The organism is Deltaproteobacteria bacterium (genome assembly GCA_016875225.1).
Lineage (GTDB): Bacteria > Myxococcota_A > UBA9160 > SZUA-336 > SZUA-336 > VGRW01.
This window is the reverse complement of sequence record VGRW01000092.1, coordinates 1-12,711: the sequence shown is the minus strand read 5'-3', so window position 1 is coordinate 12,711 and position 12,711 is coordinate 1. Positions and strand designations below refer to the sequence as shown.

Annotated in this window: 9 protein-coding genes; 2 read left to right on the top strand and 7 right to left on the bottom strand. The window is 70.8% G+C overall.

Annotated features, from left to right (window positions below; genetic code table 11):
- Positions 1-150: 150 nt before the first annotated feature.
- The 3 genes from FJ108_16045 to FJ108_16035 are packed head-to-tail and all read right to left on the bottom strand — an operon-like array spanning position 151 to position 6,083.
- Positions 151-3,330, bottom strand: a complete 3,180-nt coding sequence (locus FJ108_16045; GenBank protein MBM4337397.1) for a hypothetical protein — start codon at positions 3,328-3,330, stop codon at positions 151-153.
- A gap of 37 nt (positions 3,331-3,367) precedes the next feature.
- Positions 3,368-4,435, bottom strand: a complete 1,068-nt coding sequence (locus FJ108_16040) for a hypothetical protein (GenBank protein MBM4337396.1) — start codon at positions 4,433-4,435, stop codon at positions 3,368-3,370.
- 43 nt (positions 4,436-4,478) lie between these two features.
- Complete coding sequence (locus FJ108_16035; protein ID MBM4337395.1) at positions 4,479-6,083, bottom strand: MBOAT family protein; 1,605 nt, start codon at positions 6,081-6,083, stop codon at positions 4,479-4,481.
- A gap of 192 nt (positions 6,084-6,275) precedes the next feature.
- On the opposite strand from FJ108_16035, the gene FJ108_16030 reads away from it, so the two are divergent.
- Positions 6,276-7,865: a D-alanine--poly(phosphoribitol) ligase gene (locus FJ108_16030; GenBank protein ID MBM4337394.1), complete on the top strand. Its 1,590-nt coding sequence runs from the start codon at positions 6,276-6,278 to the stop codon at positions 7,863-7,865.
- A complete protein-coding gene (locus tag FJ108_16025; GenBank protein MBM4337393.1) occupies positions 7,754-9,064 on the top strand; it encodes a hypothetical protein in 1,311 nt (436 codons plus the stop codon). Before FJ108_16030 ends, FJ108_16025 begins: the two co-directional genes overlap by 112 nt.
- Here the strand turns inward: FJ108_16025 and FJ108_16020 are convergent.
- The 4 genes from FJ108_16020 to FJ108_16005 form a co-directional block, all read right to left on the bottom strand.
- The gene (locus tag FJ108_16020; protein MBM4337392.1) at positions 9,042-10,103 is read right to left on the bottom strand and encodes a hypothetical protein; all 1,062 of its coding nucleotides are present in this window, start codon (positions 10,101-10,103) and stop codon (positions 9,042-9,044) included. The two genes, FJ108_16025 and FJ108_16020, sit on opposite strands and share 23 nt — an antisense overlap.
- Before the next feature lie 4 nt (positions 10,104-10,107).
- Positions 10,108-10,362 carry a natural product biosynthesis carrier protein gene (locus tag FJ108_16015; GenBank protein MBM4337391.1) on the bottom strand — a complete coding sequence of 85 codons (255 nt, stop codon included), beginning with the start codon at positions 10,360-10,362 and terminating at the stop codon, positions 10,108-10,110.
- Positions 10,362-11,234 (bottom strand): diiron oxygenase, encoded by an 873-nt coding sequence (locus tag FJ108_16010; GenBank protein ID MBM4337390.1) that lies wholly within the window; start codon positions 11,232-11,234, stop codon positions 10,362-10,364. Before FJ108_16010 ends, FJ108_16015 begins: the two co-directional genes overlap by 1 nt.
- Positions 11,235-11,425: 191 nt before the next feature.
- The gene (locus FJ108_16005) at positions 11,426-12,547 is read right to left on the bottom strand and encodes a hypothetical protein (GenBank protein MBM4337389.1); all 1,122 of its coding nucleotides are present in this window, start codon (positions 12,545-12,547) and stop codon (positions 11,426-11,428) included.
- Between the last annotated feature and the right edge of the window lie 164 nt (positions 12,548-12,711).

Here is a 12,711-nt window from a genome sequence, read left to right as displayed (position 1 = left end):
GTAGGCCGCCGCTGGCCCTCGGCCGCCGAGCCACCACCGCCGACGCCCTCGCAGCGCACCGCGACCACCTACGGATCACCGTGGTGAGAAATGCGGGCTAGCGCCGCATGCGGTGCCGTACTTGGGATCTTCTGGGGATTTGTGTCACAGCTAACGCAGGCCCGAGGGGAGCGTGCGGGTGAGGGCGTCCGCGCGCTGCGCCAGGGCCACGAGGCCGATCTCGCGCGCGATCGCGCCCGCCTCGGCGGCGTCGGCGCGCGCCCGCTCGAGGCCGCGTCGGACGCGCCCGGTTCGCGCCTGCATCTGCGCGCGCTCGACCAGCGTGGCCGCGATCTCGATTCGCGCCCCGCAGAGCCGCGCGCGAGAGAGCGATTTTTCGAAGTAGCTTTCCGCCTCGTCGAGGCGGCCGTCGAGGAGCGCGCAGCCGGCCAGCAGGCGCGGCAGGAGCACGGCGCGTGGCCCGACGAAGACGAAGCCGCGCTTCGCGGCGAGCCGCAGCGGCTCCTCGAGAGCGCGCGTGTGCTCGACCGAGCCGAGCAAAAGCGCGACCTCGGCGAGCCGCGTGAACCCGGTGAGGTTCGGCCCGCGCACGCCCTCCGCTAGCGCGCGATCCAGCAGCGCGGACAGCTCCCCGCGGTCGACCGTCTGGGGCGCGCGGTGGGCGATCGCGAGCAGCCGCAGCGACTCGGCCGAGACCGCGCCGAAGAAGCCGCCGGCGACTCGGGGCTGATCCGGCTTCATCAGCTCCGCGAACACGGCGTCGACCTCGTTCCAGCGCGCGCGGCTCACGGCCACACAGCCGCGCACCACTAGGGCCGTGACGCGTGCCCAGCCGTCGTGCGTGAGCTCACAGGCGGCGAGTGCGTCGCGCGCCCGCGCCTCGGCCGCGTGGAGGTTTCCGCTGGCCAGCTCGAGGGAGGCCTGTCCGGCCAGAGCCAGCGAGAGCGCCGCCCGGTTCCTCGCTCTCCGCGCCAGCGCTTCCGCCTGGCGCCCGGCCGTGCGGGCCTCGCCCAATCGCCCGAGCTGCTGCAGCGCGTACGCGAGCGTGGGGCCGGCCAGCGACTGCAGCCACGGGTCGCGCGAGCGGTGAGCGTAGGTGTCGGCGTCGAGCCAGGCGGCCACCGACTCGACCAGGCGCAGCCGCGAGTATCTGGCCAGCGCGATCTGCTCCGACGCCAGGTAGCAGACCGCGTCGTCGTCGATGTTGCGCCCCACCGCGAACGCCTGCTCGGCGAAGTCCTCGGCGCGCGCGTCGTCGCGGCAGTGCCTCGCCGCGGCGGCGAGGCTGGCGAGCATCCGCCCGCGGAGCGCGGGCTGTCCCGCTCCGAGTTGCTCGTACAGGCTCTCCAGACGCCGCAGGTCGGCGCCGTCGCGAGCCGCTCCCGGCGAGAGCGCTGCGCGCACTCGGGCCGCGTTCATCAGCGCCCAGGCGAAGCTGGTCCCGTCTCCCGCGGCGCGGAACTCGCGCGCTGCGGCGCTGAAGTGCTCGTAGGCGCGCGCGTAATCCAGGTCGTGGCCGATCGCGACGCCGGTCCGGAAGTGGATCTCGGCGCGCTCGGCTGCGGAGAGGCGGGCCTCGACGCCGAGCGCCGCCTCGTAGAACTCCGTGGCCTCGGACCAGGCGCAAACCTCGAACGCCTGGTCGCCCGCGCGGCGCGCGAAGACCGCCACCCGGTCCGGATCGGCGCGGGGCCCCGCCCGCAACAGGTGGCGCGCGATCTCGACCGCGTGCTTGTGCGAGCCGTCGCTGTGCAGCTCCTCTAGGACGCCCGCGAGCGCGAGGTGGATCTCGGCTCGAATCTCGTCCGGAGTGGCCTCGCGCAGTGACTCCCGCACGAGCTCGTGATCGAAGCGGAAGCTGCGCGGGCCGCCGACGACCAGCCCGAGCGCGCTGGCCTCGTCGAGAGCCGCGGCGATCGCCTGCGGCGGAAGCTCCGCCGCCGCGCCCAGCGTGAGGGACCCGAATTCGCCCCCGCAGAACGACGCCACGGTGAGCACGCTTCGAGACTCGCGCGAGAGATGCTCGAGTCGGCGCTCGATCGGAGCGCGAAGCGCAGTGACTTCTTTCTCGCCCGCCCGAACCACACCGCGCGGCTCGCGTGCGAGCAGGCTCAACAGGTAGGGATTGCCGCTCGTGGCCTCGTGCATGGACTTCGCGGCGGTTCCGGTCTTGGGAGCCGCGCCGACGCCGGCGAGGAGCTCGCCCGACGCGCGCGAGCCCAGGCCGGAGATCTCGATCGAGCTCGTGCCGCGCTGGCGTCCGATCCGCCGCAGCGCCACGTCGAGGCGGGTGCCATTCTCCGGCGGCTGGGTCGTTGCGATCAGCAGCAGCGGCACTCCCGCTCCGTGCTGCGCGTCGGAAGTCTCGATCGCAAAGCTGGTGAGTAGCTCGAGCGTCGAGGCCGTGGCGTGGTGGAGATCCTCGATCACCAGCAGCGTCGGCCGCGCGCGCGCCAGCCGCTCGAGCACCCGCCAGACGGCGGTGAAGAGCTCCGCCTCTTCGTGTCGGTCGTTCGGGGCGTCGCTCGGCTCTGAGCGCGCTCCGATTCGACCCGCGTTCAGGATCTGGTGGAACTCCACCTCGGCCCGCCCGGGTGGCCCGATCCCGCCATCGCCCTGCTCGAGCCGGCCGCGAAACGCATCGGCGAAGGGGCGGTAGGGCTCGGGCTCGTCCGGCTGGCACTCGCCGCGTCCGACCGCGAAGTCGACGCTGCTCGGGTCGCGCAGCAGCTCCTCGACCAGCCGGCTCTTGCCGGTCCCGGCCGCGCCGGTGATCACGACCAGCTTCGGCTTGCCGCGGGCCGCGGCCTCCGCGGCCCGCGCGAGTGCGCGCAGCTCGCGAATCCGGCCGACCAGCGGTGTCCGCGCTCCCGACGGGGGAGGGGTCGGCGCCTCGGCCGCCAATTGCGGCGCGCGGCTGGTGCCGGCGAGCTCTCCGACGAAGCGCACGCCGCGCCCGCGCACGGTGGAGATGAAGCGGGGCCTCGCGCCCTCGTCGCCGAGCGCGCGGCGGAGGTCCTTGAGCGCGCTCGCGAAGGCGGCGTCGCTCACGACGACCTTCGGCCAGAGCCTGCGAAGCAGCTCCTGCTTGGGCACCGCCCGCCCCGCGTTCGCCACCAGATGGCAGAGGATCGAGAAGGGCTTTCGCGCGATCGCGACGAGCTTCCCCGCGCGGCGCAGCTCGCCCACGTCGACGTCGAGCTCGTACTCGGCGAAGCGGATCGTCCCGCTGCGCCGTGCGCTGCCCCCCACCTCTGCGCGCTTCGACCGCCTGCTGCGACGCCCCGCTTTCCCGCGCGGGTCGCGGCGAAGCTCCCCCTCGCCTCGCATGAGGCGAACTGTATCAGGGCAGGATCCGCAGGCCACACTATTTGTCGAGCCGCTCCAGAATTCGCTCTCCGAGCGCCCGGCCGATCCGGCGGTCGTTCTCGGGAGTGAAGTGCCCGTCGCGGACGAAGTTCGAGAGATCGGACGCCGGCGCGATCTCGTGCGTGCTCACGAAATCCACGCCCGTCGCCTCGATCACCGGCAGGAACGCGCGGTACAGATGGTCGGCGTAGCCCTGATCCTGGAGCAGCAGTAAAACGGGGAGCTTCCCGTCGGCGCGGACCGACGTCACGAACTCGCGCAGGATCGCGTGCGAGACGTCGATCGCCCCGAGCTCGTTGGTGTAGCCGTCCGGCCCGTGAAAGCGCGCGATCGTCCCGCGCTTGGCGCGCTGGCCCCACGCGCGGCGGAGCGCGCGCGCGATCAGCGAGCGGTCGAGCGGGGATTCGCGGAACACGAGCGGGTCGTAGAAGGCGTCGCCCTGCTCGAGCGCGGCTCGCAGCGCCTCGAAGCGCGCGGGGTCGGCGAGCGCCTCGCGAAGCTCCGCGAGCGAAGCGATCGGCGCCGGGGTCGAGGCGAGCGCGCCGCCCTCCAGCCGGTACCGCGGGTAGAAATGAGGGGAGGGCGCCTCGAAGTTCCAGGTCGCGTGCGAGAGCGTGGACAGGCTCGGAAAGCTCGACGCGAGCACGCCGAGCACGATCACGCTCGCCTCGTGCTCGTGGCGGTCGCGCTGGTACATCGCGTACGAGTGGGCGAGCGTCGCCCCCGGGCCGCCCGCGTTTCGCACCGCGAGCTGCGGCATCTGCTCGTGCATCGCGAGTGCGACGTTCGCGCTGAACGACATTCCGTAGACGGCCACGAGCGCCCCTGCGCCCGCCGGCGCCGCGCGCGGCTGGCCGACCGGAGGCTCGATCCAGCCCTTGAGCGCGAGCGGATGCGTGAGCGCGTCGGTCGGCCCGACCTGGCTGCGGATCTTGCTCTCCGTGGAGCGGCCGTACTCGAAGTAGCGCTGCAGCGAGCCGCTCGCCTGCTCTGGCCCGTGCGGGGGCTCTCCGAGCCAGACGCCCAGCCCCGCGTCGATCGCGAGCAGAAAGACGAGCGTCCACACGACGACCCGCGAGAGCTCGCGGAGCTGGCTCGCGCGCGAAGGCTCAGAACTGGAAGTAGATGAACTGGGTGGGCTCATTGCTGGTTCCAAGCAGGATCACGAAGACCATCGCGGCGTAGAGCGCGCCGCGTGTCCAGACCGGGAAGCGCAGGTAGTAGAGGCGGTCGTCCCGGACGTGCTCGACCGCCTCGAGCGCGAAGAGCAGGGGAAGGCCGATCAGCGCCGCGAAGGTCGGCGGGTGGATCGAGAGCGCGAACGCGCCTGCGCCGGTCGCAAGCGCGGTCGTGAATGCGGCGATCTGCTCGAACGAATTCGCGCGGAACAACAGCCAGCCGTAGCAGGTGATGGCGAAGAAGAGCGGCAGCTTCAGCCAGGTCCAGGCGCCGCGCGCGGGCTCGCGCCCGCCGCTCGCGAAGCGGTGCGCGCACAGGATCGCGCCGTGAAACGCTCCCCAGAGCACGAAGTTCCAGGCCGCGCCGTGCCAGAGCCCGCCGAGCAGCATCGTGGCCGCCAGGTTGCGGTAGGTCGAAGCCTGTCTACCGCGGTTTCCGCCGAGCGGGATGTACAGGTAGTCGCGCAGCCAGGTGGACAGGCTGATGTGCCAGCGGCGCCAGAACTCGCTCGGGTTGGTCGAGAAGTACGGCTGCCGGAAGTTCTCGATCAGGTCGATGCCGAGCAGCTTCGCGCTGCCGCGCGCGATGTCGGTGTAGGCCGAGAAATCGCAGTAGATCTGCACCGCGAAGAGCAGCGTGGCGAGCGCCACGTCGCCCGCGCCGGCCGCGTGGGTCGAGTTGTAGACCGAGTCCACCGACTGCGCGACACCGTTCGCGATCGCGACCTTCTTGAACAGCCCGAGCAGGATCAGGTGAAGCCCGCGGAGTGACTGGTCGAGCCGAACGCTCCGCGTGTTCACGAGCGCGGGCAGAAGGTGGGTCGCGCGCTCGATCGGCCCCGCGACGAGCTGCGGAAAGAACGACACGAAGAGCGCGAAGTCGGCGAGGCTCGGCGTGGCGCGCAGCCGGCCGCGGTAGACGTCGATCGTGTAGCTCATCGCCTGGAACGTGTAGAACGAGACGCCGACCGGGAGCACCACGTCGAGGTGCCAGTGCGACGCCTCGAAGCCCAGGCTGTTCAACAGCTGCTCGAAGCTTCCCGCGAAGAAATTGAAGTACTTGAAGAACCCGAGCACTCCGAGATCGACCACCAGGCTCGCGATCAGCGCCGCGCGCCTGCGCGTTGGCTCGGGAAGCGCCGCGAAACGGGTGTAGAACGCCGCGGCGACCCCGCAGACCGCCGCCACCGCGAGCGCCGCGAAGATCCCGGTCGGAGCGAGAAGCGCGCCCGTGGGCTCCGGCGCCGCGAGCTGGCGCCAGTCGATCGCCGCGAAGCCGACCATCCCGAGCACCGCCCACGCCGATGCGAGCAGCCCCTGCCTTCGGGAAAGCGCGCCGCGATCGATCATCAGGGCGCTCGCGTAATCGAACGCGGTGGAAAGCATGATCAGCGAGAGGAAGCGCACGTCCCAGCAGCCGTAGAAGAAGTAGCTGGCCACGAGCAGCATGCGGTTCTGCCCGGCGTGCGACAGCAGCCGGTACAGGAGGTACACCGCCGGCAGAAACAGCAGGTACTGGAGCGAGTCGAAGTTCATGGATCGCGCCGCTTCCCCGTGTCTCGCTCGGCTCGGATACCCGTTCGGCCTTCCGATCGTAGCATCGTCGCTTGCGCGCCCGCGCTGTGGTCGCTGCTCGGGCGATCCGATACAACGAGAACCCATGGTCGAGCGTTTCGCTGAACGGGAGCGTCGCGGGCGAGCTTGTGCGCCGCTGGCGCGGCTGGCGTGATGCGGGGCCTCGCGCGCAGGTTCGTGGATTCGGTCGAGCGTCACGGCGATCGCGTGGCGCTCGAGGTCGAGGGTCGCGAGCTCGGCTATGCGCGCCTGTACCGGGCCGCGTCGAACCTGGCCGCGGCGCTCGAAGGCGTCCCCTGCGGGGCCGAACCCCCGCTCACCGCCGTCTTCGGTCACCGCTCGCAGCTCGCGTTCGCGGGAATCCTGGCCGCGCTTCTGCGCGGCCACGGCTACGTGCCGCTGAATCCCGCGTTCCCGACGGAGCGAAGCGCGCGCATGCTCGAGCGCTCGGGCTGCCGCGACGTGATCGTCGACGAGGGCGCGCTCGGCCAGCTCGACGCGCTCCTGTCGGGCGTGACTCGCCGGCTCGTCCTGCTCGTGCCCGAGAGCGCGCCCGTGGCGGAGCTCCGCGCGCGTTTTCCGCAGCACGGCTTCGAGGTCTCGGAGCCGGACGGCCCGGCGCCCGCGTTTTCGCCGCGGAGCCTGCCGGACGCGGCGCTCGCCTATCTTCTCTTCACCTCGGGAAGCACCGGCGACCCGAAGGGCGTGATGGTCTCGCAGGCCAACGTCGCGGACGTCGTGGACGCAATGGTCGAGCGCTACGGGGTCGGCGAGGGCGATCGCTTCTCGCAGATGTTCGATCTGACCTTCGACCTCTCGGCCTTCGACATGTTCGTGCCGTGGCAGCGCGGGGCGTGCGTCTGCTGCCCGTCGCAGAAGCAGAAGCTCGTGCCGGCCTCGTTCGTGAACGAGTCGCGGCTCTCGGTCTGGTTCTCGGTTCCGTCGACGGGGATGCTCCTCGCGAAGCTGCGCAAGCTGCGGCCCGACGCCTTCCCGAGCCTGCGCCTCTCTCTGTTCTGCGGCGAGGCGCTTCCCGCCGAGGTCGCGCGCGCCTGGGCCGCGGCGGCGCCGAACTCGATCGTCGAGAACCTGTACGGGCCGACCGAGCTCACGATCGCGTGCACGCTGTACCGCTGGGATCCGCTGCGCTCGCCGGCCGAGTGCGAGCAGGGCGTGGTGCCGATCGGCGAGCCGTTCCCGCAGATGGAGCCGTTGGTCGCCGACGACGCGCTGCGCGAGGTCGCGCCCGGCGAGATCGGCGAGCTGCTGATGACCGGGCCGCAGCTCTCGGCTGGCTACTGGCGCGATCCCGAGCGCACCGCCGCCGCGTTCGTCGTCCCACCGGAGCGCGAGCGGGTCTTCTACCGCACGGGCGATCGCGTGCGGCGGCCGAAGGACGGCGCGCCGCTGGTGTATCTCGGGCGTGTCGACCATCAGATCAAGATCCAGGGCTATCGCGTCGAGCTGGGCGAGATCGAGGCGGCGCTTCGCGAGGAGGCCGGCGTCGAGGCCGCGATCGCGGTCGGCTGGCCGCGCAACGCCGGCGGCGCCGACGGCGTGGTCGCCTTCCTCGGCGCGGACGAGCTCGATCTCGACGCGGTCCGTGCACGGCTTGCGGCGCGCCTGCCCGGATACATGGTGCCGCGCGAGCTGCGGCTGATCGCGAGCTTCCCGCTGAACGCGAACGGGAAGATCGACCGCGGTGCGCTGCTGGCGCTGCTCGCCTCGGAGTCGCCGGGGTGAGCCAGGCCAGGCGAAGTCGCGCGCTCTTCGCACTTGCGGCGCTCGCGATCTCGAGCCTGGTTTGCGTCGCGGCGCTCGAAGGCGCGCTCCGGCTCACGCGCGATCCGCAGCGCTTCTATCCGTATCACCGCAATGCGCTCGAGGTGTTCTACCCCTCGGAGGCGATCACGCCGGGCGTCTCGGGCGTCTCCTACTTCTCTACGAACGGCTTCGGCACGCGCGGCCCGGAGCCGGACGGAGAGCGCGTTCGCATCCTCACCGTCGGCAGAAGCACGACCACCTGCACGGTGCTCGACGACTCCGAGGCCTGGCCCGCCCTGCTGATGCGCTACCTCGACGAGGATGCGAATGATCCGCGCGCGTACTGGGTCGGGAGCAGCGCGATCGACGGCCACAACAGCCAGCACCACCTGATGCACGCGCTCTACCTGCTGCCGGAGATCCCGGACCTGGACTACGTGCTGCTCTACGCGGGGCTGAACGACATGGGCGCGTGGCTGTACGAGGAGCGTTTCGATCCGCAGTACCTGGACGACCCGCGTCATTGGGAGAGCCGGCTCGGCGAGGCGTTTCGAGTCAGTCGCTACACGCCCGACCACTGGCCCTGGTACAAGCACCTCGAGATCTGGAAGCGCGCAAGCGCCATCAAGAGCCGCGTGAGGTCGCTCCGGGTCGCGCAAACGCGCGAGGCCGGCCGGATCGAGCAGGACGCGGAGCTGCACTGGATCGAGGAGCAGCGGGCGAAGCGCGCGGAGATCGAGAAGAAGCAGGTTCCGCGCGCGAAGCTCGACACCCTGCCGCTCGCGCTCGACGCGTACGGTGCGAATCTCGCGCGCTTCGTCGCGGCCGCGCGCAAGGCGGGCGTCGAGCCGATCTTCGTCGCGCAGGCGATCCAGACCCGCTTCGCGAAGGACGCGGATCTGTCGAAGCTGTGGATGGGCGCGACGGACGGAGGCACGTCGTACCTGAGCCCCGACGACATGGTCGCGATGCTGTCGAAGTTCAACGAGCGGATGCGCGAGGTCGCCACGCGCGAGAAGGTCGCGTTCATCGATCTGCCGGAGCTGCTCGACGCGCAGACCGACCTGTACTACGACGGCATCCACTTCAACGAGAACGGCGCGCGCGCCGCGGCGCGCGCCATCGCGAGCGAGCTCGAGGCGCGCGTCTTCGCCTCTAGCCCGGCCGAGCCGCGATGAGCTCGCGCAGCGCAGGCGCGATCTCGGCCGAAGCGGCGCGATTTCCCGGCCGCGTCAGGTGCCCGTCGCGCGCGAAGTAGGCTTGCGCGGGGCCGAGCTCGCGCAGCGCGGCGGAGAGATCGACGAAGGGAATTCCAGCGGTCGAGAGCGCGGTGGCCGCCCTTGCGTTCGGCAGGCCGTAATCGAGCCCGGAGCCGTCGACCGCTGCGTCGTGCAGAAGCGTGGTCTCTCTCGGAATCACCACCGCGAGGATCGGGATGTTCGCCTCGCGCGCGAGCTCGCCGATCCGGCCGAGCTCCTGCGAGAAGATCTCGAGCGCGCGCGAGAGCTCGCCGCTCCGCCACGCCTCGGGGTCGAAGAGGGCCTCTTCCGGGCTGCGGCCCGGACGTCGCCACGCGGCCGCGCGTTGGTACACCTTGCTCGCCAGCCGATACGTGTGCAGGTTGAATTTCATCCAGGTGCGCAGGCGTCCGGACTCCTCGACCATGACCCCGTCCACCACCTGCACGCGCTTGTTCCAGACGCAGTCGAGGAAGTCGTTGCCCAGGTACAGGCTGAGCAGGATCAGCTTCGGGCGCTCGCCCGATTCGAGCGTCGACTCCAGCACCTGGCGGTACTGGACCGGGCCGAAACCGGGCACGCCCGTGTTCACCAGCGCGAGCCCGCCGCCGAGCTCCTGCGCGACCAGCGCCGCGAACGACTCCTCGTAGTCGACGCCGTGGCCGAACGCGAACGAGTCGCCGAGCAGGAGCAGGGTGGGGGATCCGGGCGCGGCCGGCGCGGCGTTGCCGGTTCGGTGGCCGCGCGCGTCGGTGCGGACGTGCCAGGTGCTCTCGCCGGTCACGACCGTGGTCGCGGCGTCGGGCGCGAGCGAGACCAGCGGAAGCACCGGATCGACCCGGTAGATGTCGAGCCAGGATTTCTCCTGCGGCGCGGCGATCCGCAGTCCGACCTCCGCGACGACCAGCCCGAAGCCGAGCCCGAGCGCGATCGCCACGACGCGGATCAGAAGTCCGCGGAGCTTCGCCCCTGCGCCCACGCGTCTACGCCGCTTCGCCGCGGAAGAACCCGTCGTAGATCGTGTTCACGTTCGTGAGCACCTCGGGCTCGATGTCGTCGACGTCGACCTCGGCGCCCTTCAGGTTCTCGATGAACAGGATCAGCTCGACGACGTCCAGCGAGGAGAGCAGGCCGGACTCCAGGATCGGCGTGTCGTCCGCGAGCTCGGTCTTGGCCTTGGATTGCGAGCGCCGCAGGATCCAGGCCCGGAGCTGCTTGCGGATCTCGGACTCCTGCATCAGAGCACGGGCTCGACCTCGAGAATTCCGGACTCGAGGAGGAACGAGACGAGCTTCTCCGAGGCTCGCTTGCGGTGCGCGCGGCAGACCTCGGAGCCGAGCGCGAACTCGCGCGCGGCGTAGCCGTCGGGAATGCCGGCGTCTCGATAGACCGCGGGGTTGTAGAAGTCCGCCCACGAGGAGCGCAGGTAGTTCGCGATCCACTCGCGCACGCCCGCGAGCGTCGCCTTGGACCAGTCGGCGGAGTGCTCCTCGAAGGTGCTGCGCATGACCTCGCGGCCGAACACGATGTGCCGCGCCTCGTCGCTGTGGTGCAGGGCGTTGATCTCGCGCACGATCGGGTGCACGCGCTCGTCCTTCGCGGCGAGCACGTTGTAGTAGTCGCCGATCTCCTCGACGGTGAGCGCCTTGATGAAGAAGCTCACGTCCTCCTCGCCCTTCTCGTACTTCCGCGGCAGCGCGATCTTCTTGTACAGGTAGACCTTGCCGATGTAGCGCCGGCAGAACTCCGTGAACATCACCATGTGCTTGTTCTCTTCGTCGAGGAAGTGGTGCAGGTACCCGGTGATGTCGGGATCGTGGTGCGGGTACATCTGGCCGATCAGGCCCTGCACCAGCGGCATCTCGCCCTGCGCGGTCAGGCTGAACAGGTTGGCCATCTCGAACAGCGAGAGCTTGTGGCGCTGCTCCTCGTCGAGCTTCTCCCAGGCGGGGGTTCCGTAGAGCGAGATCAGCTCCGGAGGCATGAACCAGTGCGAGTAGTCCAGCTTCTCCGGCCAGTCGAACACGGAGTAGACGTTCCAGAACTTCTTGCGGCTGGCCTTGGAGAGGCGAACGGCGAGCTCGGTTGCGGTTTCCATGGTGGCCCTCATCGGTGGGTGATCCCCTGCGACCCGCGGATCATGCAATGCGTGTTCCCGGATGGGCGGGGTCGGGGGCGATGGAACGCGGCCCAGAATAGCCCATCTGCGGCCGGTGCTGAACCCGGCTACATCATCGAGGCGGCCCTGGTCACACTTGAGCAGCCGCAGGCCACCGGCAGGCCACCGGCAAGAAGCCGGAATCAGAGGCGCATCGGGCCGTGGCCATCCATGTTGGTGAGGTGCAGGCCCAGCCGGGTCTCCTCGAACGGGGCCATCGCCTTCTGGAGCTCGGGCGAGGCGGCGAAGGCGCGGCGATTGGCGAGGATCGCGAAGCCGTGCGAGGCGAAGCCAGCAATCCAGGCCGGGTGGGCCTGGTTCAGAATCACGATGTCGACCCCGCGCGCGCGCAGGTCCCGGTAGGCTGCGCCGACCACGGCCTCGGCGTCTGCGGGCGAGGCGAGCGCGTCGACCAGCGAGCCGACGCGAAGCGTGCCGAACCGGCGGTCGTTCTCCATTGCGGTGTCCATCACGACCGCCCAGCCGAGGGTGCGATCGCCGCGCATGACGCGGAGCTTCCGCGCCGCGGGCCAGCCGCCGCCGGGCAGCAGGTGGTTCATGGTCGCGGCGTCGCGAAGCGCGATCACCGCGTACTCGTCGCGAACGCGCGCCCAGAGCTCGTCGGCCCAGCCTTCGAAGCGCTCGAACTCCGACGCCCCGGCCGGAGCGCTTCGCGAGCCGCGCGCGCGCTGCGCCGCGTGGAGCAATCGCAGCCCCACGGAGCCTGCGCCGGAGAACGCGGCCAGGTCGAGCGCGAGCCGCCGCGCGGCCGTGTCGCGCAGGTAGGCGTTGTCGCGCAGGAAGCGCAGCGGTCGCAGCACGCGCAGACAGAATGGCGTGCGGTGGATCAGCCAGCCGAGCTTCTCCAGCATCACCAGCATCGGCTGCTCGAGCCCGCCGTGCCCCCAGCTGTAGAGCAGCGGGTACTGGCGCAGCATCTCGCGCAGCAGCCGCAGACCCAGCGTGTTGTAGCGGCGGCTGTAGACGCCCTCGGTGATCGGGCCCTGCCAGTCGGTCACCAGATGCGTCGCGCCACACACCCGCCACTCGTGCGGCTTCAGCGCGTAGCCGCCGCGCACGTCGCGGCCGTCCTCGACCGCGAGGTAGTGCTCGCGCCAGGTGCGGGCGTCGCCGCGCTCGGGGAGCCAGCGGTCCACGGGGGTCTCGTACCAGCCCCAGTGCATCCCCGCCTCGGCCATGCGCCGATTGAAGGCCTGGACCGCGGGTATCCACTCCTCGGTGTAGGGAACCACATCGATCGCCACGAATCCCCCCGGCAGCCCGAAACGGCGGCGGGAGTGTGCCACGGCTCGGCCGCAGCGACGAGGCTCCAGCCCCGAACGGCCGCGGCTGCGGCGATCGCTTCGCGGGGCCGATATCCTGGATCTGGGTGAGGTCGTGACGGAAGGCAGTGCGGTGGGTGCAGGTC

Coding starts and splice junctions, on each gene's coding strand:
- FJ108_16045 (MBM4337397.1), bottom strand. CDS start 3,330: ATGCGAGGCGAGGGGGAGCTTCGCCGCGACCCGCGCGGGAAAGCGGGG.
- FJ108_16035 (MBM4337395.1), bottom strand. CDS start 6,083: ATGAACTTCGACTCGCTCCAGTACCTGCTGTTTCTGCCGGCGGTGTAC.
- FJ108_16030 (MBM4337394.1), top strand. CDS start 6,276: ATGCGGGGCCTCGCGCGCAGGTTCGTGGATTCGGTCGAGCGTCACGGC.
- FJ108_16015 (MBM4337391.1), bottom strand. CDS start 10,362: ATGCAGGAGTCCGAGATCCGCAAGCAGCTCCGGGCCTGGATCCTGCGG.
- FJ108_16010 (MBM4337390.1), bottom strand. CDS start 11,234: ATGAGGGCCACCATGGAAACCGCAACCGAGCTCGCCGTTCGCCTCTCC.